This is a genomic window from Micrococcus cohnii, assembly GCF_014205175.1.
GTDB classification, from domain to species: domain Bacteria; phylum Actinomycetota; class Actinomycetes; order Actinomycetales; family Micrococcaceae; genus Micrococcus; species Micrococcus cohnii.
The window spans coordinates 196,811-218,665 of the sequence record NZ_JACHNA010000001.1 but is presented as its reverse complement, the minus strand read 5'-3'; the positions used below and the strand labels follow the sequence as shown (position 1 = coordinate 218,665).

20 protein-coding genes and 1 pseudogene are annotated in these 21,855 nt (G+C 71.9%); 7 read left to right on the top strand and 14 right to left on the bottom strand.

Going from position 1 to position 21,855, the window contains the following annotated elements; genetic code table 11:
• Positions 1 to 221: 221 nt before the first annotated feature.
• Positions 222 to 875 (top strand): VOC family protein, encoded by a 654-nt coding sequence (locus tag HDA30_RS00945; RefSeq protein WP_158495514.1) that lies wholly within the window; start codon positions 222 to 224, stop codon positions 873 to 875.
• Between the two features lie 9 nt (positions 876 to 884).
• Here the strand turns inward: HDA30_RS00945 and HDA30_RS00940 are convergent, their stop codons facing one another.
• On the bottom strand, positions 885 to 1,766 hold the full coding sequence (locus HDA30_RS00940; RefSeq protein ID WP_184242229.1) for a CPBP family intramembrane glutamic endopeptidase: 882 nt from the start codon (positions 1,764 to 1,766) through the stop codon (positions 885 to 887).
• Between the two features lie 51 nt (positions 1,767 to 1,817).
• Between HDA30_RS00940 and HDA30_RS00935 the strand changes: the two genes are divergently transcribed.
• Positions 1,818 to 2,879: a phosphotransferase family protein gene (locus HDA30_RS00935; RefSeq protein ID WP_184240814.1), complete on the top strand. Its 1,062-nt coding sequence runs from the start codon at positions 1,818 to 1,820 to the stop codon at positions 2,877 to 2,879.
• 91 nt (positions 2,880 to 2,970) lie between these two features.
• On the opposite strand, the gene HDA30_RS00930 is transcribed toward HDA30_RS00935, so the two are convergent.
• From HDA30_RS00930 to HDA30_RS00870, 13 genes and pseudogenes are all read right to left on the bottom strand, one after another.
• A complete protein-coding gene (locus HDA30_RS00930; protein WP_158495512.1) occupies positions 2,971 to 4,191 on the bottom strand; it encodes a glycine C-acetyltransferase in 1,221 nt (406 codons plus the stop codon).
• Positions 4,191 to 5,237, bottom strand: coding sequence for an L-threonine 3-dehydrogenase (gene tdh / locus HDA30_RS00925; RefSeq protein WP_184240813.1), 1,047 nt, complete (start codon positions 5,235 to 5,237; stop codon positions 4,191 to 4,193). Before tdh ends, HDA30_RS00930 begins: the two co-directional genes overlap by 1 nt.
• A gap of 183 nt (positions 5,238 to 5,420) precedes the next feature.
• Complete coding sequence (gatB, locus tag HDA30_RS00920; RefSeq protein WP_184240812.1) at positions 5,421 to 6,926, bottom strand: Asp-tRNA(Asn)/Glu-tRNA(Gln) amidotransferase subunit GatB; 1,506 nt, start codon at positions 6,924 to 6,926, stop codon at positions 5,421 to 5,423.
• Positions 6,923 to 8,551, bottom strand: a complete 1,629-nt coding sequence (gene gatA / locus HDA30_RS00915) for an Asp-tRNA(Asn)/Glu-tRNA(Gln) amidotransferase subunit GatA (RefSeq protein ID WP_184240811.1) — start codon at positions 8,549 to 8,551, stop codon at positions 6,923 to 6,925. Before gatA ends, gatB begins: the two co-directional genes overlap by 4 nt.
• An 8-nt stretch (positions 8,552 to 8,559) precedes the next feature.
• The gene (gene gatC, locus HDA30_RS00910; protein ID WP_158496124.1) at positions 8,560 to 8,856 is read right to left on the bottom strand and encodes an Asp-tRNA(Asn)/Glu-tRNA(Gln) amidotransferase subunit GatC; all 297 of its coding nucleotides are present in this window, start codon (positions 8,854 to 8,856) and stop codon (positions 8,560 to 8,562) included.
• A 165-nt stretch (positions 8,857 to 9,021) separates the two neighbouring features.
• Positions 9,022 to 9,504, bottom strand: a pseudogene (locus HDA30_RS00905) (GNAT family N-acetyltransferase); the annotation flags it as partial.
• A complete protein-coding gene (locus tag HDA30_RS00900; protein WP_184240810.1) occupies positions 9,501 to 9,998 on the bottom strand; it encodes a hypothetical protein in 498 nt (165 codons plus the stop codon). The pseudogene HDA30_RS00905 and the gene HDA30_RS00900, both read right to left, overlap by 4 nt.
• Positions 9,998 to 10,954 (bottom strand): inositol monophosphatase family protein, encoded by a 957-nt coding sequence (locus tag HDA30_RS00895; protein WP_158495507.1) that lies wholly within the window; start codon positions 10,952 to 10,954, stop codon positions 9,998 to 10,000. The genes HDA30_RS00900 and HDA30_RS00895 overlap by 1 nt, the downstream gene beginning before the upstream one ends.
• A complete protein-coding gene (gene ligA / locus HDA30_RS00890) occupies positions 10,951 to 13,326 on the bottom strand; it encodes an NAD-dependent DNA ligase LigA (protein ID WP_184240809.1) in 2,376 nt (791 codons plus the stop codon). Before ligA ends, HDA30_RS00895 begins: the two co-directional genes overlap by 4 nt.
• Before the next feature lie 105 nt (positions 13,327 to 13,431).
• The gene (locus tag HDA30_RS00885) at positions 13,432 to 14,187 is read right to left on the bottom strand and encodes a PP2C family protein-serine/threonine phosphatase (protein WP_184240808.1); all 756 of its coding nucleotides are present in this window, start codon (positions 14,185 to 14,187) and stop codon (positions 13,432 to 13,434) included.
• A gap of 45 nt (positions 14,188 to 14,232) precedes the next feature.
• On the bottom strand, positions 14,233 to 15,321 hold the full coding sequence (locus tag HDA30_RS00880; protein WP_184240807.1) for an adenylate/guanylate cyclase domain-containing protein: 1,089 nt from the start codon (positions 15,319 to 15,321) through the stop codon (positions 14,233 to 14,235).
• Positions 15,321 to 15,839, bottom strand: coding sequence for a PH domain-containing protein (locus HDA30_RS00875; protein ID WP_158495503.1), 519 nt, complete (start codon positions 15,837 to 15,839; stop codon positions 15,321 to 15,323). The genes HDA30_RS00880 and HDA30_RS00875 overlap by 1 nt, the downstream gene beginning before the upstream one ends.
• A gap of 17 nt (positions 15,840 to 15,856) precedes the next feature.
• Positions 15,857 to 16,708, bottom strand: coding sequence for a biotin--[acetyl-CoA-carboxylase] ligase (locus HDA30_RS00870; RefSeq protein WP_158495502.1), 852 nt, complete (start codon positions 16,706 to 16,708; stop codon positions 15,857 to 15,859).
• A 262-nt stretch (positions 16,709 to 16,970) separates the two neighbouring features.
• On the opposite strand from HDA30_RS00870, the gene HDA30_RS00865 reads away from it, so the two are divergent.
• From HDA30_RS00865 to HDA30_RS00845, 5 genes are all read left to right on the top strand, one after another.
• Positions 16,971 to 18,500: an acyl-CoA carboxylase subunit beta gene (locus HDA30_RS00865; RefSeq protein WP_158496123.1), complete on the top strand. Its 1,530-nt coding sequence runs from the start codon at positions 16,971 to 16,973 to the stop codon at positions 18,498 to 18,500.
• Positions 18,497 to 18,820 carry a hypothetical protein gene (locus HDA30_RS00860; protein ID WP_343059249.1) on the top strand — a complete coding sequence of 108 codons (324 nt, stop codon included), beginning with the start codon at positions 18,497 to 18,499 and terminating at the stop codon, positions 18,818 to 18,820. Before HDA30_RS00865 ends, HDA30_RS00860 begins: the two co-directional genes overlap by 4 nt.
• 24 nt (positions 18,821 to 18,844) lie before the next feature.
• Positions 18,845 to 19,114, top strand: coding sequence for a PqqD family protein (locus HDA30_RS00855; protein ID WP_184240806.1), 270 nt, complete (start codon positions 18,845 to 18,847; stop codon positions 19,112 to 19,114).
• Positions 19,115 to 19,278: 164 nt separating this feature from the next.
• Complete coding sequence (locus tag HDA30_RS00850; RefSeq protein ID WP_184240805.1) at positions 19,279 to 20,862, top strand: polysaccharide biosynthesis tyrosine autokinase; 1,584 nt, start codon at positions 19,279 to 19,281, stop codon at positions 20,860 to 20,862.
• Entirely contained in the window at positions 20,859 to 21,827 is a 969-nt protein-coding gene (locus HDA30_RS00845) for a nucleotidyltransferase family protein (protein ID WP_184240804.1), read from the top strand. Before HDA30_RS00850 ends, HDA30_RS00845 begins: the two co-directional genes overlap by 4 nt.
• Positions 21,828 to 21,855 lie beyond the last annotated feature (28 nt).

Below are 21,855 nucleotides of genomic sequence, written 5' to 3'. Positions count from 1 at the left end.
TGCTGTCGCCTCTGCACCCGAGGGCGGTGCCCCTGGGGCCGGTGGGCAGCGACGCTAGGCGGGGACGTGTCTGATTTCACGGCGCGCGTCACACGACGTTAGCCTGAGCCGACCACCGGCCGCGCGCGCCGCGGCTGCCGATATCCGACGTCGCGACGCATCCGCGACGCCAGCCCCGCCCGAGGAGACTCGAGGCGGCCGCACGAGAGGAACCGCGCCCCGTGAGCAGCATCCGACTGGACCACGTCTCCTACGCCGCCGGCCCCGAGGGACTCGACGCCACCGTCGAGAAGATCGCCGAGGCGCTGGGGATGGACCGGGTCAAGGGCGGCATCCACCCCCGTTTCGGCACCCGCAACGTGCTGTTCCCACTGCGTCGGAACCAGTACCTCGAGGTCGTCGAGGTACTCGACCACCCCGCCTCGGACAACGCCCCGTTCGGCCAGGCTGTGCGCGCCCGCTCCGAACAGGGCGGCGGCTGGATGGGCTGGGTCGTCGCGACCGACGACCTCGCCCCGTTCGAAGAGCGCCTCGGGCGCGCCTCCGTGCCGGGCAACCGCAAGTTCCCGGACGGACGGGAACTGACGTGGCAGCAGATCGGCATCAAGGGTCTGCTCGCCGACCCCCAGGTCCCCTACATCCTGCGCTGGGACGACGGCACCGAGGACCTGCACCCCTCCCGCGCCGCCGAGCCGCAGGGCGAGCTGGTATCCGTGAGCCTGGCCGGCTCTGAGGAGCGGGTGCGCTCGTGGCTGGGCCTGGACGAGCCGGAGCAGAACGTCGAGGACCTCACGATGGAGTTCGTCGCCCCCTCCGGCACCCCGGGCCTGCTGTCCGTCACCGTGCAGACGCCGAAGGGCACCGTCACGCTCTGACCGGGCGGCTCAGCCGAGCAGCCCCGCCCGCGCCAGCAGCGGGTAGCCGACGAAACCGGCCGCGTCGAGCAGCAGGTGTGCGAGCACGAGCGGGGCGACCCTGCCGTACCGGACGAAGACCAGGACGAACGCGACGCCCATGAGCGCGTTGCCGATGCCCGGTCCGACGCCCTGATACAGGTGGTAGGCCCCGCGCAGCAGCGCCAGGGCGAGCACCGCGCTGAGCAGCCGAGTCGGCAGGAACGCGCCCGTCGAGGTGCGTACGGGATCGGCCAGGCGAGGCACGGGGGCGCGGTGCTGGCCGGCGGCGCGCAGCTGCTGCAGCCAGCCGAGCCGGTCCACCAGCCAGGCCCCGACGATCACCTCCTCCACCAGCGCGTGCCGGGCCGCGTTGAGCAGCAGCACGGGCACCGACCACCACTGCTCCCCCAGACCGGTGCCGACGATCGCCGTCGTCACACCGGCAGCGCGGCCCGCCGCGTAGACGGCCAGCGTGCCCACGCCGATCATCAAGAACAGGCCCACGCCCCACGCGAGGTCGCGGCCGGGACGGCGCAGGTCCAGGCCGAACGCCCGGAACGGGTTCCGACCGTGCAGCCACGTCAGGTGCAGCACGAGCGCCACGGGCACGAACGCGAAGCCGATGCCGAGCAACTGGTGGACCAGGTCGAACAGCGGCCGCTCGGCCAACGACGGGTTCAGCACGGTGGACTGGTCGGACAGCGGAGCGCGCGTGGCTTTCTCCAGCAGCTCGACGACGGCGTAGACCGCCGCCCGGCCAAGGCTCAGACCCAGCACGATCGCGATCTCCCAGCGCACCACGCGCGCGCTCGGGGCGGGCAGGGCGCCCGTGGCTCGGCGTTCGTGCGCGTCGGACCGGGGCTGCGGCATGGGCCTGGCGGAGGCGGAGCTGATCACGGCCGCCAGTGTAGGTTGGCGAACATGGCCTCGGATCCGGACCCCGTCGAGATCGAGTTATGGCACACCCTGGCCGAGCGCCTGAGGCCGACCGTCCCCGACGCCGTCGCGGACGCGGTGGCCGGCGCCGACCCGCGCTCCGGCCGGGTCGAGGAATCCGGCCAGTTCCATCGCGTGCTCGTCGTGCCGGACGTCGCGGTGCTGCGGATGACCCGGCTGCAGGAGGCCGGGGCCGCCCCGGGTTCCAGCTGGTCGCGACGGAACTCTCCGGCCGCGCACCTGCCCCGACGCATGCGCCTGCTCGAGGCCCTCGCCGCTCAGCGGCCACCGTTCGCCCTGCCCGAGCCGCTGACGGAGGTGGTCTGCACCCGCGAGGATGACGAGCCGCTCACCGCCGCCGTGCTCCAGCGTTTCGTCCCCGGGCAGGCTCACCCGCCGCACGACGGCGACCCGGCGACGCTGCGGTGGGTGCTCGATGCGCTCGCCGCCGTCGACGTCACGGCGCCGGACCTGGCGCCGCAGCTGGGCGGACCGCACGATTTCCGCGGCCCGTGGACGGACGAGCGCGTCGAGCGTGTGCTCGGCCTGCCCCGATTTCTGGCGGAGAGGGACGTCGCGGCGTCCTCCGCGTTCGACGGGCTCCCTCGACCGTGGGAGCCAACCGTGCGGGCCGTGCTCGACAGAGTCCGACGCTGGCATGAGACGCCGCCGGTCACCCCCGGGCTGGTCCACGGCGATCTGGCCGGGCACAACATGCTGTGGCAGCCCCGGCCGGGCGGGCGCGACACCGACGGGGCTCCCGGCGTCGAGTGGCGGCTGCGGGGCGTGCTCGACTGGGACCTCGCCCACGCCGGCGACCCCGCACGGAACCTCGCCTACCTCGGGCTCTGGCACGGAAAGCGGCAGATCGACGCCGTCGCCGCCTCACCCGCCGAGGCCGCCCGGGCCCGTGTGTGGCTGGCCGCGGCGAGTCTCGACGCCCTCGACGACGCATGTGCCCGTCACGAGACGACCGGTCGGCCGCTGCGCTGGGCGAAGCTGCTGCGCACGACGCTGCCGCGCATCGTGCACGCCGCGGCACGCTGAGCCCCTCCCCGACGAGGGTGCAATCGTCGTCGCCTCAGCGTCGGTGAGACGACCACAACTGCGCCCTCGTCGCAGTGGAGCCGGGGTCGGCTCAGCCCTGCACGGCCTCACGGGCGGCGACGAACGCCTGCACGGCCGCCTCGACGTCCTCGGCAGAGTGCGCAGCGGAGAGCTGCACGCGGATGCGCGCCTGTCCCTTCGGCACCACCGGGTAGGAGAACGCGGTGACGTAGACACCCTGGTCGAGCATCGCCTCGGCGATCCGCGCGGCCAGAGCCGCGTCACCGAACATCACCGGGATGATCGCGTGCTCGCCCTCGAGCAGCTCGAACCCCTCCTCGTCCATGCGGCGGCGGAACAGGGCGGCATTCTCGAACAAGGCCGCGCGCAGCTCACCCGAGCTCTCCAGCAGCTCGAGCGCCGTGATGGTCGCCTCGACGATGGCCGGCGCGATCGAGTTGGAGAAGAGGTAGGGCCGACCGCGCTGACGCAGCACATCGACGATCTCCTGCCGTGCGGCCACGTAGCCGCCCGAGGCACCGCCCAGGGCCTTGCCGAAGGTGCCGGTGTAGATATCGACCCGATCGGACACGCCCGCGTGCTCCGGAGTGCCCGCGCCGGTGGCGCCCATGAAGCCCACCGCATGCGAGTCGTCCACCATCACCAGGGCCCCGTACTCGTCAGCGAGGTCGCAGATCTCCCGCAGCGGGGCCAGGTAGCCGTCCATCGAGAACACCCCGTCGGTCACGATCACCGTGCGGCGGGCCCCCGCGCCGTCGTTGAGGGTCTTGGCCTCGTCGAGGCGGGCCCGCAGCTCGGTCATATCTCGGTTCGCGTAGCGGAACCGGTGAGCCTTGGACAGGCGCACACCGTCGATGATCGAGGCATGGTTCAGCGCGTCGGAGATGATCGCGTCCTCACGGCCGAACAGCGGCTCGAACACCGCGCCGTTCGCGTCGAAGCAGCTGGAGAACAAGATCGTGTCGTCGGTGCCCAAGAAGGCTGAGACCCGGCGCTCGAGCTCGACGTGGCGATCCTGCGTGCCGCAGATGAAACGCACCGAGGCCATGCCGAAGCCCCGCTCGTCGAGCGCGCGCTTCGCGGACTCGATCAGCCGCTCGTCGTTGGCCAGGCCCAGGTAATTGTTGGCGCAGAAGTTCAGCACGGGCCTGCTCCGGCCGTCCTCGGCGTCGGCCGCGCGGGCCGAGACGCGGGCCGACTGGGCCGTGGTGATGGCCCGCTCGTGCTTGTAGAGCCCCGCCGCTCGCAACTCGTCGAGCTCGGCGGCCAGTTGTTCCTTGAACGCGTACATCAGAGATTCCTCCAGTCCAGGACGATCTTGCCGGTGGCCCCGGCACGGGCGGTATCGAAGCCCCGCTTCCAGTCGGGTGCGTCGATCACGTCGGTAATGACGGACTCGACGTTCGCGCGCAGAGCCTCATTGGTCTGCAGCATCGCGGACATCGCGTACCACGTCTCGAACATCTCACGACCATAGATCCCCTTGATCGTGAGCATATGCGTGACGACGGACTGCCAGTCGATCGAGATCTCCTCGGCGGGCAGGCCCAGCAGGGCGATCTTCCCGCCGTGGTTCATATTGGCCACCATCTCCTGCAGAGCGCTCGCGCGGCCCGACATCTCGAGCCCGACGTCGAAGCCCTCGAGCATGCCCAACGACCCCTGGGCCTCGTGGACGCGCTGGGCCGAGACGTCGATCGTCGCGTCGGCGCCCATGCGTGCGGCCAGCGCGAGGCGCTGCGCGGACACGTCTGTGATCGCGATGAACCGGGCGCCGGCGTGGCGGGCGATCGCCACCGACATCAGCCCGATCGGCCCGGCGCCCGTGACGAGCACGTCTTCGCCGACCAGCGGAAAGCTCAGGGCGGTGTGCACGGCGTTGCCTAGGGGGTCGAAGATCGCGCCGAGCTCGGCCGTGATGTGCTCATCGCGATGCACCCACACGTTCGCCTCGGGGATCACGACATACTCGGCGAACGCGCCGTCGCGCTGCACCCCCACGGAGACCGTGTTGATGCACATCTGCCGCCGTCCCGCACGACAGTTGCGGCACATGCCGCACACCAGATGCCCTTCGCCCGAGACGCGCTGGCCCACCCGCACGTGCTCGACGAGGTCGCCGACCTCGACGACTTCGCCGTAGAACTCGTGGCCCGGGATCATCGGGGCCTGGATCATGGCCTCGGCCGCGGCGTCATAGCACTCGATGTGCAGGTCCGTGCCGCAGATGCCGGTGGTGTGCACACAGATCTTCACATCGGCCGGGCCGCAGTCGGGCTCGGGACGGTCGGTGAACTCGAAGCCGGCATGGGGTCCGGGCTTGTACAGGGCCTTCATGGGACAGGCAGGTCCTCTCGAGGAACGGCGAGGTGGTCGACGTCATGGTGACGAGGAGCACTGTACGCGGTGTTCGCTGCGAGGGCCGAGTCGCCCAGCATCAGACGAGGGTGCAGTCGTGGTCGCCTCGCAGACTCTGAGGCGACCACGACTGCACCCTCGTCGCAGGAGGTGGCGACGGGTTCAGCCCACGCCGAGACGTTCGAGCACGATCTCGCGGACGCGTCCGGCGTCGGCCTGCCCGCGTGTGGCCTTCATGACCGGGCCGATCAGAGCACCGACGGCCTGCATCTTGCCGCCCTTGATCTTCTCGACCACATCGGGGTTCTCCGCGATGGCCGCGTCCACGGCCTCGGTGAGCGCGCCGTCGTCGGACACCACCGCCAGAGACCGGTCCTCGACGATCTGCTTCGGCGCGCCCTCACCGTCGGCGACGTGCCCGAGCACCTGCTTGGCGATCTTGTCGTTGATGGTCTTGGCCGCGATGAGCTCCTCGACCTCGACGACGTGCCCCGGCTCGACGCCCAGGTCGGCCACGGCGCAGTCGCGGACATTGGCCAGTCGAGCAATCTCGCCCATCCACCACTTGCGCGCCGCGGCGGCCGTGGCTCCGGCCTCGACCGTCGCGACGATCTCGTCGAGGACGCCGGCATTGACGACATCGCGGAACTCCTCGTCCGAGTAGCCCCACTCGGCCTTGAGCCGCTTGTTCCGCACCGCCGGCAACTCCGGAAGGTCGGCGCGCACGCGCTCGATCCACGCCTCGTCCACGACGACCGGAACGAGGTCCGGCTCCGGGAAGTAGCGATAATCGTCGGCGTCGGACTTCGGCCGCCCCGAGGTGGTGGTGCGCGTGTCCTCGTGCCAGTGACGCGTCTCCTGCGTGACGCTGCCGCCCGCGGCGAGCAGCGCCGCCTGGCGTTGGATCTCGTGGGTGACGGCGTGCTGCACGGCACGGGTCGAGCTCACGTTCTTGGTCTCGGTGCGGGTGCCGAAGGTGTCCGACCCCTTGGGCATCAGCGACACGTTCGCGTCACAGCGCACGTTGCCGTGCTCCATGCGGGCGTCCGAGATGTCGATCGCCTTGACGATGTCGCGCAGCGCGGCCACGTAGGCGCGTGCGATCTCCGGTGCCCGCGCCCCGGCACCCACGATCGGCCGGGTGACGATCTCGATCAGCGGAACGCCGGCCCGGTTGTAGTCCACCAGCGAGCTCGATGCGCCCTGGATGCGGCCGGAGCCGCCCTGATGGGTGAGCTTGCCGGCGTCGTCCTCGAGGTGCGCGCGCTCGATCTCGACGCGGAACACCTCGCCGTCCTCGAGCTCCACGTCCAGATGACCGTCGTAGACGATCGGCTCGTCGTACTGCGAGGTCTGGAAGTTCTTCGGGGTGTCCGGGTAGAAGTAGTTCTTCCTGGCGAAGCGGCACGAGGGCGCGATCGTCGCGTCGAGGGCCAGGCCCAGGCGAATCGCGTACTCCACGACCTCCCGGTTGAGCACCGGCAGGGTGCCAGGCAGGCCGAGGTCCAGCGGGGTCACATTGGTGTTGGGCTCGTCGCCGAAGGCGTTCGGCGCGGACGAGAAGATCTTCGTCGCGGTGTTCAGCTCGACGTGCACCTCGAAGCCGAGGACCGGGTCGAACCGCTCGATCGCCTCGGCGAAGTCCATGGTCTCTTCTGCGCGGCTCACTGCTGGCCTCCTGCGGTCGTCGCGGTCGCGCGGGCCACGCCGCGCTCGGTCTCGGGGATCCGCGCCCACACCGGGGCCGGCTCATGGCGCTCGACGAGAGCCTCGACGGCCGCGCCCACCTCGTAGAGGCGGGCGTCCTCGCGGGCGGGCGCCATCAGCTGCAGGCCCCACGGCAGCCCGTCCACCAGGCCGCCGGGCACCGAGACGCCCGGCACACCGGCCAGGTTCGCGGGGATCGTCGTGTAGTCGTTGAGGTACATGGCCAGCGGGTCGTCGACCTGCTCGCCCAGCGGGAACGCCGGATGTGGCGAGGCCGGGGTCAGCAGCACGTCGACCTGCTCGAACGCCTCGGCGAAGTCCCGCTGCACGAGGGTGCGGACCTTCTGCGCCGAACCGTAGTAGGCGTCGTAATAGCCGGCGGAGAGGGCGTAGGTGCCCAGGATGATGCGGCGCTTGACCTCGTCGCCGAAACCCTCGGCGCGGGTGGCCGCCATGACCTGCTCGATCGTGCCGCCGCCGTCGGGCACCACGCGGTTGCCGTAGCGGACTCCGTCGAAGCGGGCCAGGTTGGAGGAGACCTCCGAGGGCATGATCAGGTAGTACGCGCCCAGTGCGGCGGAGAAGTGCGGGCACGAGACCTCGACGATCTCGGCGCCGGCCTCGCGCAGCTGGGCCACGCGCTGCTCGAACGCCTCGCGCAGGCCCGGGTGGTAGCCCTCCATCGGCTGGTCGGTGATGACGCCGACGCGCAGGCCCGCCAGGTTCGACCGCCCGGAACCAGCGGCCACGGCGGCCCCGAGGTCGCCGAGAGCCTCCGGCAGCGAGGTCGAGTCGAGCGGGTCGTGTCCGCCGATGACCTGCTGCAGCGCGGCCGCGTCCGCGACGGTGCGAGCCGCCGGGCCCACCTGGTCGAGTGAGGACGCCATCGCGATCACGCCGTGCCGGGACACGGCGCCGTAGGTCGGCTTCATGCCGACGGTGCCGGTGAACGCGGCGGGTTCGCGGATCGAACCGCCCGTGTCCGACCCCAGGGCCAGCGGAGCCAGGAACGCGGCCACCGCCGCCGCCGACCCGCCGCCGGATCCGCCGGGCACCCGGTCGCCGTCCCACGGGTTGCGGGTGATACCGAACGCGGAGTGCTCGGTCGAGCCGCCCATGGCGAACTCGTCGAGGTTGGTCTTGCCGAGGATCGGCATGCGGGCCTGCCGCAGCCGGGTCACGACCGTCGCGTCGTAGGGGCTCATCCACCCGTCGAGCATCATCGAGGCGGCGGTGGTCGGCTGACCGACGGTGACGATGTTGTCCTTCACCGCCACGGGCACGCCGGCCAGCGGGTGCAGGGACTCGGCCTCGGTGCCACCGGCGGCGCGGATGCGGTCCACCTCGGCGGCATCGGCGAGCGCCTCCTCCGCGTTCACGTGCAGGAACGCACGCACGCCGCGGTCGGAGGCGGCATCGGCGCGCGGGTCGCCGTCGAACGCGGCGATGCGGTCCAGGTGGGCCTGCACGAGCTCCACCGCGGTGGTGGTGCCCGCACGCAGGCGCTCGGCCATCTGCAGCGCGGTGAGGCGGACGAGCTGGTCGGCGGTTAGCTCGGCGTGCACGTCGTGGTGTGGCTGCGTCATATCCGTGATCACTCTCCGTCCAGGATCGCGGGGACCTTGAACTGGCCGTCCTCGGCGTCGGGCGCCTGGTCCAGCGCCTGCTCCTGCGTGAGCATGCCGGCCGGCACGTCCTCGCGGAAGACGTTGTGCAGGGCGATCGGGTGGGACGTCGGCTCGACGTCGGCCCCGGCGACCTTCTGCACCGCGGACACCGAGTCCAGGATGAGCCCGAGCTCGCCGGAGAGGGTCTCCAGCTCCGTCTCGCTCATCCGGATGTGCGCCAGGGAGGCCAGATGGGCCACCTGTTCGCGCGTGATCTCAGCCAATTCAGCTCCTTGTGACGGGATCGGGCGTGACTCGGGCGAGTCTACTGTCCTGCCCAAGACGGTGACATCCGCAGGGTCCAGGGTCAGGCGGTACACGAGGAACGGGCCTGGATCCTCAGCGGGCTCGACCTCGGGCAGCACGTCGCGCAGCCACCAGTCCCGTTCCGGGACGCGCTCGAAGCCCAGGGCCTCGTACATGCGGTGCGCGTGGCGCATGCTCGGCATGGTCGTCAGCGCGACCGCCCGGACGCCCTCGGCCGCGCGGGCGCGATCCAGCACGGCCCGCAGCAGGGCTCGGGCCACTCCGCGCCGGTGCGCCCTGGGGTGGACGGCCAGCATGCGGAACTCGTACTCATCGGCCCGGGCGGTCTCGGACATCGCGGTGCCGTGCGGCGTGAGAACGACGGAGCCGACGACCTCGCCGTCGAGCTCGGCCACGAGCACCTCGGCCCGAGCGGCGCGTCCGGCCACATCACGCAGGACAGCCTCGTAGGCGTCACCGGCCGGGATGTGTCCGCCGCCGACGTAGGAGGCCACCGTCAGCTCCGCCACGGCTTCGTGGTCGCTCTCGGCCAGGGCCCGCACGACCACCCGGGACCGCGCGCCCGCGGACGGTGCTGCGCCGGCCGCAGAGTCGACCGTGCTCATCGGCGCCTCCGGTCCCGTGCGGCGGCGGCCAGGTCTGCCACGCGGGCACGATCATCCGCGTCGGCGACGACGAACGCGGCGCGCCGTCCCAGGGCGACCGGCACGGTGTCGTCGCGGTGCTCGGCGGTGGCGCGGCCGGTGCCCGTGATGTGCGTGCGCTGCAGCAGCGCGGGGCCGTCCTCGTCGGCCCAGACGTTCACCCAGTAGATCGCGTCGCGATCGGCGGGGTCGAGGGACTTCAGCAGGCGCAGGCAGTTGCGCTCCCCCGGCCGCCACAGCACCACCACACCGCCATCACGCACATGCTGCTCGGCCCCGGCGGCCGGCCGCGAGCGCACCCGCAGCACGGGCACGTAGAACAGCGCGCACACCAGAGCGAGCACACCGGCGGCCAGCAGCACGACGTTGGCCTGTGCCGTGCCGAAGCCAAGGCAGCCGAGGGCAAGGACGATGAACAGGGACGGATACAGCCACGGGCTGCCCCACACGCGCATCAGCGGGACTCCTTCTCGTCTACGTACTCGGCACGCAGGCTCTCGACCAGTCCGCCCTCGAGCGTCCCGGCGAGCGCCCAGTCCGGCCGGGCGCCGCCGTCCGGATGACGGGGCCGATGCACGACGACGCCGGCCTCCTCGGCGATCAGGGCGCCGGCGGCCCAGTCGTGTTCCTGTGTGCCGAGCTCGGCGTAGGCGTCCAGGGTGCCGTCGGCCACCATGCACAGGTCGAGCGCGGCCGAACCGATGCGGCGCACGTCGCCGAAGCCCTCCATCAGCCGACCGAGGTCGCGCAGCTGTCGGGCGCGCCGTCGCGGGTCGTAGCCGAAGCCGGTGGCCAGCAGGCGACCGGAGCGTGAGGGCACCGGCCCGGTCAGTCGCACCGGCTGGGCCGCGTCCGGGGCGGCATGACCGGGCCCGACGCCCAGGCGCACGGGATCGGCGTCCAGCACGCAGAACGCCCCCTCGCCCTGCGCGGCGTACCACGTGCGGTGCAGGGCTGGCGCGACGACGGCCCCGGCCAGCCACACCGGCTCGCCGTCACCTCGCGTCCCGGCGGTCTGGTCAGCCGCGTCGAGAGCGGGCCCGCACACCGCGACGGACGTGCAGAACTGGGGCACACCTCGGATGAAGTTCGTCGTGCCGTCCAGCGGGTCGATCGACCAGCGCAGTCCGCTGGGATCCGTGGGTGTCGTGACGCCGTGCTCTTCTCCGGAGATCTCATCGTGCGGACGGTAGGAGGCGAGCACGCGGCGTACCGCGTCCTCGGCACGTCGGTCGAACTCGGTCACCCAGTCCGAGCCGGAGCTCTTTGTCTCGGCGCCGAGGGCCTCGGGCGGGAGCTGCCGCGCCGGGTGGACCCCGTGCCAGCGTTCGGCGAGCACCGCGGCACCGGCCGCGGCGGCGGCCCGGGCGACGGCCAGCAACCCGGCGGCGGTGGGCTGTGCGGCACTCATGCGTCCTGCTCCGCGTCCCCGGTGACGGCCTGCGGCCCGCCGGCCAGCAGCGCCTGAAACCCGGCCTCATCGAGCACGCGCACCCCGAGGCTCTCCGCCTTGTCCAGCTTCGATCCTGCCGAGGCGCCGGCGACGAGGAAGTCGGTCTTCTTCGACACCGAGCCCGAGGCCTTGCCGCCGCGCACCAGGATCGCTTCCTTCGCGGAGTCGCGGCTGAAATCCTCGAGCGTGCCGGTCACGACGACCGTCACGCCCTCGAGGGTGCGCGGGGTCGACTCATCCTGCTCATCGACCATGCGCACGCCCGCGGCCGCCCACGCGTCGACGATGGCCCGATGCTCGGGCACGGCGAACCACTCGTGCAGCTGAAGCGCGATCGTCGGGCCCACCCCGTCGACCTCGGCCAGCCGGGCGGCCTGGTCCGAGCCAGGTTCGGCGTCGGCCGCGGCCCGCAGCGCGTCCATCGAGCCGAAGGCCGTCGCCAGGGCTCGGGCCGCCGAGGGGCCGACGTGACGGATCGACAGGCCCACGAGCACGCGCCACAGCGGCTGCGCCTTGGCCTTCTCCAGTTCCTCGAACAACCGCAGGGTGTTGGCCGTCGGCGCCGACGGGCGGGCCGTCGTGCCCTGGGTGAAGAACGCGGGCTTGAGCTCCCACTGCCCCGACGGCGTCGATACTCCGTCCACCCGTCGGCGCCGCTGTCGCCACACCCGCACCCGTGCCAGGGACCGTTGCAGCTCGGTCAGCCCGTCCTCGCTGCGCGGCCCGACCACGGATTCGGGGGTGCCCGCGGCGAGGTCGAACACCTGCGCCTCAGACGTCAGCACGCCCGGCCCCTCCGGCGTCGGCACGGCGTCCGGACCCTGCGGACGCGGTCCCGGACCGCTCGTCAGCCAGATCGCCGCCTCCTCGCCCAACGCTTCGACGTCGAACGCGCCGCGGCCGGCTAGGTGCTCGACGCGGCCGGCGAGCTGGGCGGGGCACGTCAGCGCGTTGGGGCAGCGCAGATCGACGTCGCCCTCCTTCGCGGGGGCCAGGTCGGTCCCGCACGAGGGGCACTGCGCCGGCATGACGAACTCGTGCAGCTGCTCGCCGCGCTCGCGGGCCTGCTCACGCAGCGGCAGGACGGGTCCGACCACCTCGGGGATCACGTCACCGGCCTTGCGCAGCACGACCGTGTCGCCGATCAGCACACCCTTGGCCTTCACGACGTCCTGATTGTGCAGAGTCGCCATCGAGACGGTCGATCCGGCCACCCGCACCGGCTCCATCACCGCGAACGGGGTGACGCGACCGGTGCGACCGACGGACACCGCGATGTCCACCAGACGCGTGTGCACCTCCTCGGGCGGGTACTTGTAGGCCGCGGCCCACCGCGGCACGCGCGAGGTGTGCCCGAGCGCCCGCTGATCGGCGTAGGAGTCGACTTTCACGACGATCCCGTCGATCTCGTGGACCAGCTCGTGACGGCGGCGGCCGTACTCGGCGATCACCTCGAGGATCACGTCCAGGGCCGCAGACCCCGTCCCCCGGGCCGTGCGCGTGTAGGGGCTGACGGGCAGACCCCATGCCGCGAGCGCGTCGTAGGTCTCGGCCTGACCTGCCGCCGCCAACCCGGAGTGGGCGCCGATGCCGTGGACGAACATGCTCAGCGGACGCGCCGCGGTGACCTCCGGGTCCTTCTGGCGCAGCGAGCCGGCCGCCGCGTTGCGGGGGTTGGCGAACGGCGGCTGGCCGGTCTCGGCGCGGGCCTCGTTCACCGCTTGGAAATCAGCCGAGGACATGAACACCTCGCCGCGCACCTCGAGGGTCTCGGGCCAGCCGTCCCCGGCCAGCCGGCGCGGGACATCGGCGATCGTGAGCACGTTGCCGGTGACGTCCTCACCCGTCACGCCGTCGCCGCGGGTCGCCGCCTGGACCAGCCGGCCGCGCTCGTATCGCAGGTTCACCGCGAGCCCGTCGATCTTCACCTCGACCAGCCACGTCGGCTCCTGGCCCGGGTGCATGCCGGCCACGGCGTCGGCCGTGCGCTCGAACCACGCCCGCAGCTCCTGCTCGGAGAAGACGTCCTCGAGCGAGTACATGCGGGCCCCATGCGTGACCGGGGAGAACGCGGCCGAGACCTCGCCGCCGACCTGCTGCGTCGGCGAATCATTCGCCACGAGCTCCGGGTGCATCGCCTCGAGGTCCTCAAGACGCCGGTAGAGCCGGTCGTACTCCGCGTCGGAGAGCTCGGGCTCGTTCTTCTGGTAGTAGGCCGTGCGCGCGGCGCGGACCTGCTCAACGAGCCGTTCGTACTCCTGACGCAGTCCCTCGGCGGGGATCTGCTCCGGCGCGGACTGGCTCTCGTGGGGATGCTCGGTCTGACTCACGCCACCAGCGTAGTCACGCTGGCCGACCACGGCCGAGGACCGCCCCGGGCGGTCGCCCGCCCCGGTGTCGAGCAGGCCGCAGGCGGCCCCCGGCTCAGGGCGGGTTCAGGGCATCTGCACGAGCACGACGGTCACGTTGTCCTGGACGCCGCGCCACAGGGCCGCGTCGATCAGCGCGTCGACCGCGTCCTCGACGTCCTCGTGAGCGTCGAGCAGATCGAGGATCTCCTCGTCGCGCAGCTCTCCGGTGAGCCCGTCGCTGCACAGCAGGAACCGGTCCCCCGTCCGGGCCTCGACCTCGCCGACGTCCACGACCAGCTGCTCGTCCGAACCGAGCGCGCGGGTGATCACATTGCGTCGCGGGTGCACCCGCGCCTCGTCTGCGGTCAGCTGACCGGCGTCCACGAGCATCTGGACCGCCGAGTGGTCGACCGTGAGCTGCTCGAGCATGCGCGCGGCGGCCGGCCGGCGGTACACGCGCGAGTCGCCCACGTTCGCCACCGCCCATCGTTCTGCGTCGGCGTCGAGGCGTGCCAGAGCGGTGAAGGTCGTGCCGGCGCCGCGCGGGGCGCGCTCGAGCACGGCCTGATGGGCGGCATGCACGATCTCGCCCAGGCGCTGCAGGGCCTCCTCGGCGTGCGCGTCGGCCAGCCGAGACTCCGCCTGCTCCTGCACGGCGGCGATCGCGGCCGCCGAGGCCTCCTCGCCGGCCTCGTGACCGCCCATGCCGTCGGCGACGACCGCGATGCGCAGGGGGTCGCCGACCCGCACGCACGCGTCCTCATTCAGCTCTCGGACGACACCCACGTCCGTGCGTGCGGCGACGATCGGGCGTCGGGTGGTCGGAACGGGCTGGTCCATGAGGGTTCTCCGAGGTGCGAGGGGCGGGGCCGAGCGCGAGGGCCGTCAGTCGAGGTCCAGGGCCTGGTTCGAGCTGGCCATCAGCATCGAGGGCCGGACCTCGCCGAAGCCGCGCACCAGCTGCGGCGGCTGAGGCACGAGGACGAACCGGTCGTCGTCGGCGAGGACGGTGGCGGTCATCGCGTCCACGAGCACGGTACCCGGGTCGGCGAGCGCCGTCAGCCGGGCCGCGAGGTTCACGGTGGGCCCGTAGATGTCACCGAGCCGGGAGAGCACGCGGCCCCACGTCAGCGCCACGCGGGCCGAGGGCAGGACCGGGTCGTCGTTGATCTGGTCGGCCAGGCTCAGCGCGATCCGGGCCCCCTCTTCCGGCGTCTCGGTGTTGAACATCACCTCATCGCCGATGGTCTTCACCAGCCAGCCGCCGCCCGCGGTGATGATCTCCGCGGCCTTCGACTCGAAACGCTGCACCATCCGGGCGAGGGTCCGCTCATCCATCTGCCGGGACATCGACGTGTAGGCGACCATGTCCGCGAAACCCACGGCGCGCGCCAACGGCAGCGGAGCGTCGTCTTCGGAACCATCGCGGCCGCGCTCGGTGGCGTCGAGGCCCGCCTGCACGTTGACGGTCAGCCGCTTGACGGCGTTGTTCAGCTGGCGCCGATACACGGTCCGCATGACCTTCTCCAGCGGCGCGATCAACTGCGGCAGCATGTCGATGACCTCGCGTCGCGCGTCCTGATCCGCGACCCCGGCGGCCACCCGGTCCTCCACGAGCGCCTCAATCTGCCAGACCACCATACGGTCGGTCATCTGCCCCACCGAGCGGGCGAGCGACTCGGCGGTCGCCTCCCGCAACGTCCCGGAGTCGACGAGGCCGAGCACGGTTTCAAAGGCCTCGGCATCCGACTCGGTGAACACCCGCTCGCCCTCCGCGACCTGCGAGTAACCCAGGGAACGCCAGATCTTGCGGGCCGACACCGAGGAGATGCCCAACCGCTCGGCCATCTCGCGCCGCGTGTACCGCGGCGGGCCCATGACGAGTCCCGCGCCCAGGGTGCGCATCGCGCTCGTCCACCCCAGCCGGGGCAACGGTGCGGTCCGGACCTCGTCCGGCTCCGTGTGCTCGCTCATCAGCGCACCGCCCCACCGACGTACGCCTGCGCGCGGGCTGCGCGGGTCGCCTCCGCGAGCACCTGCTCGAACCGTTCCATCTCCGGCACGTTCGTCAGGCGCCAGTACACCTGGTTGTACGCGTCCTGGAACCGCAGGTGCAGGTCGCCGGCCCCGCTGCCGCGCAGGCGACGGTCCACCGCCACGATGGCGGGCAGAGGCATGGCCTGCGTGGCCGCCCCGCCGACACCGGCGTGCGTGACGAGCCGATGCGAGGTGAGCACGATCCGGCGGGTCAGCCAGCGCCACACCGGGCGGACGGTGCCGAGCAGGACGACGACTCCGGCCGCGACCCACGCGAGCAGTCCCAGCACCCCCGAGGCCCGGTCCAGCGCCGGGATGAGGTCGGGACGAGCCAGAACGCCGAGCACGTACGACAGAACACCCGCGGTGACCACGAGGACCGCGGCCGCGCTCAGCAGCGCCCGCGGATGCGCGCGCGTGCGCACGATGACGTGTTCCTCGGGCAGCAAGCGCACGTGGTGACCTTCCTCTCTCACTCTCCGGGGGGACGCTGAGGGCTGTCCTCCCCGCCCCGGTGGACGTCGCCGCGCAGATGCACCACGTCGGCGGCGCTGATCTCGCGCCCGGTCATCCTCTCATGGTCGTCGTCACGTCCGCCGGTCGTCGGCGTCACCTTGAGTGTGCCGCCGGGCCCGAGGCCGGTCGCCTCGCCTTCGAAGGAGCCGCCGCCGGGCAGCTCCGCGCGCACCCGACGCCCCAGCGTCGAGATGCGTTCGACGACGCCGGCCACCGCGGCCGCCGTACCGTCGATCGGCTCCGGTCCCTCAGGCAGGGCCGCGGCCCAGTCCTGCAGAGCGTGCAGAACCGCGTCCCGCAGCCGCTCGGCCAGCTCAGGCGCCTCGGGGACCTGTCCCCGCGGCGCCCAGTCGGCGATGGCCGTGGCCGTGGGCACCGGCGCGCCGGCGCTGTGGTCCAGGTTCACCCCCATGCCCAACACGAGCGAGTCACCCGGACCCACCGCCGCCAGCACGCCGCACAGCTTCCTCCCGTCGGTGGTCAGCACGTCGTTGGGCCACTTCACATGCGTCGGCACGCCGAGGGCCTCGAGCTCACCGGCGAGCGTCGCGGACGCCACGAGCGACACCCAGCTCCAATGCTGGTGCCCCACTGGACGCGGCAGCTCACCCGGGCGCAGCACGAGCGTCAGCGCGAGGCCCGAGCCACGCGGCGCGGTCCAGACTCGGCCGCTGCGTCCGCGGCCGGCCTGCTGGTCGGCCGTCGCCAGGGCGGTGCCGTGGGGCAGCGACGCGGGGTCCTCGGACAGCCGGCGCAGGGCTTCGTCCTGAGTGGAGTCGACGGAGTCCAGCCAGATCATCTCGGTCATGCCCCCAGGTATAGCGCACACGCACGGTGCTGGAGGATTCCTTCAGCGGGGCCGAGGCTCAGCCGCCGCGTAGACTGCGCTCCAGACCGCCGCCGCCGGTCCTGACGGGCCGCCAGCGCGGCGGGGCGGATTGTGGGACTCGACCACGCGGTCGGCCCCGTCCGCCACCCACCGACCGCTGACCGCAGGCGAGGAGCACCCACCCGTGACCGGACCCGACCTGAGAACCACCGCCGGACGACTGGAGGACCTGCAGGAGCGCATGGCCGCCACGCAGGCACCCGGCGGCGAGGCCGCCGTGGAGCGCCAGCACGCCCGAGGCAAGGGCACCGCCCGTGAGCGGATCGAGATGCTGCTGGACGAGGGATCGTTCGTCGAGCTGGACGCCCTGGCCGTGCACCGCACCACGGCGTTCGGCATGGACGCCAAGCACCCGGCCGGCGACGGCGTCGTCTCCGGGTTCGGCACCGTCGACGGCCGCCAGGTCGCCGTGTACGCCCAGGACTTCACGGTATTCGGCGGGTCCCTGTCCGAGCGCAACGGCCAGAAGATCGTGAAGGTGCAGGAGTTCGCCCTGCGCAATGGATGCCCCGTGGTCGGCATCCTCGACGGCGGCGGCGCCCGCATCCAGGAAGGCGTCGCATCCCTGGCCCAGTTCGCGGACATCTTTCGCGGCAACGTGATGGCCTCCGGCCTGGTTCCGCAGATCTCGCTGATCATGGGCCCCTCGGCCGGCGGCGCCGCCTACTCGCCCGCCTTGACCGACGTGGTCGTCATGGTGGACAAGACCTCGCACATGTTCATCACCGGCCCCGACGTCATCAAGACCGTCACGGGCGAGGACGTCGACATGGAGACGCTCGGCGGCGCCCACTCGCACAACTCGACCTCCGGAACGGCCCACTACATGGCCGACTCCGAAGAGGACGCGATCGCCTACGTGCAGGAGCTGCTCGAGTTCCTGCCCTCGAACAACCTCGCCGAGGCGCCCGCATTCGAGGCCGACTCGCCGACCGAGGTCACTGCCGAGGACGAAGTGCTCGACACCCTGATCCCCGATTCGGCCAACCAACCCTACGACATGCGCGAGGTGATCGGCTCGATCGTCGACGACGGCCACATGCTGCAGCTGCAGGAGCTCTACGCGCCGAACGTGATCACGGCCCTGGCCCGCGTCGACGGCATGAGCGTCGGGATCGTCGCCAACCAGCCGATGCAGTTCGCCGGCACCCTGGACATCGCCGCCTCCGAGAAGGCCGCGCGCTTCGTGCGACTGTGCGACGCGTTCAACATCCCGATCCTCACGTTCGTCGATGTGCCCGGCTTCCTGCCGGGCACCGAGCAGGAGTTCAGCGGCATCATCCGTCGAGGCGCCAAGCTCATCTACGCCTACGCCGAGGCGACCGTGCCGAAGCTGACCGTGATCACCCGCAAGGCCTTCGGCGGCGCCTACATCGTGATGGGCTCCAAGAAGCTCGGCGCGGACCTGAACCTGGCCTGGCCGACCGCGCAGATCGGCGTGATGGGCCCGCAGGGCGCCGTCAACATCCTCTACCGGCGCGATCTGAAGGCCGCCGAACAGGCCGGCGAGGACGTCGAAGCCAAGCGCGCCGGGCTGGTCGAGGACTACGAAGCCGAGCTGCTGAACCCGTATCAGGCCGCAGACCTGGGCTACGTGGACGCGGTCATCCCGCCCTCGCACACGCGGTCGCAGCTGGTGCGCACCCTGCACGCCACACTGCACAAGCGCGAGGCGCGTCCGGCCAAGAAGCATGGGAACATGCCGCTGTGAGCCCCCACGACGAGCATCCGGACCCTCCCGTCGAGCCGTCGTCCGACGACGGCGTCGGCCCCGACGAGGCGGTCGGCGAGGTCGAGGAGCAGCTGCGCATCAGCGGAGCCCAGCTCGAGCCCGAGGAGATGGCCGCACTCACCGCGCTGCTGGCCCAGCTGCCGAACACCGACGAGCAGGCCGCGGCCGCGTCGCCACGCGAGCGTGTGTCCCCGCGTGGTCCGCGCGGCATCGATCGCACCCTGGAGCGCCGTCGCCGTCTCGGCCTGTGGGCCCGGCCCGGCGCCGGCCAGTGGCGCGATGCCGCCGGGCCGCAGTGACCGCGCCTGACTAGACTCGCCGCCATGCGCTACACCCAGGTCCCCGTGCCGTGGCATGACGCCCGTGACGGCCGCCGCTACGTGCTGCCCCCCGACCGCGACGAGGCCATCGTCCTGCAGGACGCCGCGGTGCTCGTCTGGGAGCTGGTGCAGACGCCCCGCGCGGCCGAGCAGATCGTCGACGAGATCGGCGACGTCGACGGTCTGGACCGGGCGGGTCTTCTCACCGCCGTGACGGCTCACCTGAGGTCCCTGCGTGAGTGGGGTCTCATCCGAGACGAGCCCTCCGCCTGATCCCGCCGCTGCCGCCCCGTCCCCGACGCCTCGCGCAGCGGTGACCGCTACACTGCTGGGGATACCTCGGGGCCCCGGGCCGCTGCCGGCCCTCGAGCCTGCGTGCTGGGCCCGGCACCATGGCGTCCCGACACCCACGAGCCCGCGTCTGTGAGGACAACTCAGTGATTCAGAACCCTCCCGCCACGGAGAACCCGACCCCCGGGGAACAGACCTCCTCGCCGGTCCGCGATGTGATCCAGCTTCTGCGGAACCACTGGAAGACGATCCTGGCCTCGGCCCTCATCGGCGTTCTCCTCGCGGCCGGATGGGCCCTCATGCAGCCGAGGACGTACAAGGCCACCACGACGGCCGTCGTGACCGCCGGATCGAGCGAGAACCTCGGCGTCGCACTGACCGCCGACAACCTCGCCAAGTCGAAGGCCGTGCAGTACGAGCAGCTGGCCAAGTCCTCGGCCGTGGCGGACAAGGCCGTCAAGCACTCCGGCCTGGACGTCACGTCGGCCCGCGCGCTCAGCTCCGTCTCCGTCACCGTGCCCAAGGACACCGCCCAGATGCAGGTCGAGGTTGTCGCGCCGACTCCCGACGCCGCCGCCGCGCTCTCCAACGCATGGGTGAAGGGGCTCGCCGAAGAGGTGGACCGGGTCGAAAACGGCGGCACGTCCGTGGACGAGAAGGGCGTCACGGAGGGCGGCTCGAAGTCGTCCATCATCAAGGTGCAGCAGCTGGTCGAAGCGACCAAGCCCTCGGCCCCGTTCTCCCCGAACATCCCCCTGGCTCTGCTCGTGGGCCTGGCCGCCGGCCTGGCGGTCGGTCTGGGCATCGCTGCCCTGCGCACCATCCTGGACCGGCGCATCAAGTCCGCCTCCGCGCTCGAGGAGCGCGTCAAGGCGCCCGTGCTGGCCTCAGTGCCGCTCGTGCGCAAGGGCGTCAAGAACCCCGACGAGGACGGCGCCACCCGCGCGCTGCTCGCCCGGGACGAGGCCGAGGCCGGCGAGGTCGGCTCCAAGGAGCGCCGCGAGCGCTTCCGCATCACCGAGTCCTTCAAGGAGCTGCGCACCAACCTGCAGTTCATGAACCCGGACAATCCGCCGCGCGTGATCGTCGTGTCCTCGTCGGTGCCCGGCGAGGGCAAGTCGACCATCTCGACGAACCTCGCACTCACGCTCGCGCAGTCGAACATCCCGACCGTCCTGATCGACGCCGATCTGCGCCGCCCGGTCGTGGCTCGCGCCTTCGGCCTCGTGAACACCGTCGGTCTGACGAACGTCGTCGTCGGCAACGCCTACCCGGAGGACGTGCTGCAGGAGGTGCCCGGTCATCCGGCCCTGCGCGTGCTCGCCGGCGGCTCTGTGCCCCCGAACCCCTCGGAGATCCTCGCCTCCAGCCGCTTCGATCAGCTCGTGCAGGGCCTGGCCCAGGACTCGATGGTCATCATCGACGCGCCGCCGCTGCTGCCCGTCACCGACGCCGCGATCCTCGCGGCCCGCTACGACGGCTGCATCCTGGTGGTGAAGGCCGGGTCGACCAACGTCGACGCAATCTCGAAGGCCGCGGACAACCTCAAGAAGGTCCGGGCCAAGCTGCTGGGCACCGTGCTCAACCAGGTCCCGACCAAGGGCAGCCAGGCCAGCTATTACCAGTACTACGGCGGTTACTACGCGGACGCCTACGAGAGCCGCCCCGAGGGCGAGGACGGCGCCGCGGCCCCGACGAAGAAGAAGCGGCGCCGCCGCTCGTCGAAGTGACCGGACAGCGCGCCGCGACGTCCAAGTGGGACGCCGGCCTCCCCGCCGAGGCCGGCGTGCCGCTGGTGTCCGTGCTCATCGAGCGGATCGCCGACCAGCACGGACTGCGCACCCTCACGATCAAGGGCCCCGCGGCCGCCCTGCAGGGGCTGCGCCCTCGCCGCGACTCGATGGACGTCGATGTGCTCCCCCACCCGGACGACCTCGATGCGCTGCTCGCGGCGATGGGCCAGCACGGCTGGCGCCCCGTGCCGGCCGATGATCGCCTGGGGATCTTCCCGCTCCACGCGGTGACGATGATCCACGACTCCTGGCCCTGCACCGTGGACGTGCACCGTTGGTATCCCGGCATGGCACGCGACGGCCGCCAGGCGTTCGACGCCCTCTGGCCTGCCGTCGACCGTGTCGAGCTGGCGCACACTCCCGTGCGGGTGCCGTCCCCGGCGCACCACCGCGTGCTCCTGCTGCTCACCGCGCTGCGGGAGCCCTGGCAGCACCGGCACGACACGCTGCTGACCTCGGTGGAGCTGCGCTGGCGCTCCCAGCGCGAGGAGCGTCGCGAGACGTTCGCCGCCGCCGAGGCCATGGGGGCGCTGCCGGCCCTGCGTCCGTTCTTCGAGCGCACCCAGCCCGACGACGAGCCCACGCCGGACTGGGATGCCTACGGCACGCCGCCTCGGGAATGGCTCTTGATCACGCACACCGAGCATCCCGGAACACTGCGCCTGGCCCAGCTGGTCCACGCCCCGTGGCGCCTCAAGGTGCGCATGGCGCTGGCCGCGGTGGCGCCGAGCGCCGACGGGCTGGCCTACTCGGCGCCGTCCCTGAGCGCGGAGGCGAGCCCCGCAGAGATCCGTCGCGCCCGCCTGAACCGCCTCAAGAAGAAGCTCTCGCAGCCGCGGGCGACCTTCGCCGAATACCGGCGGCTGCGTCGCGAGCTGCGCTCGCACGGCTACCGTTCCTGACCCGGGATCGACCGACGCTCCCCGCCCC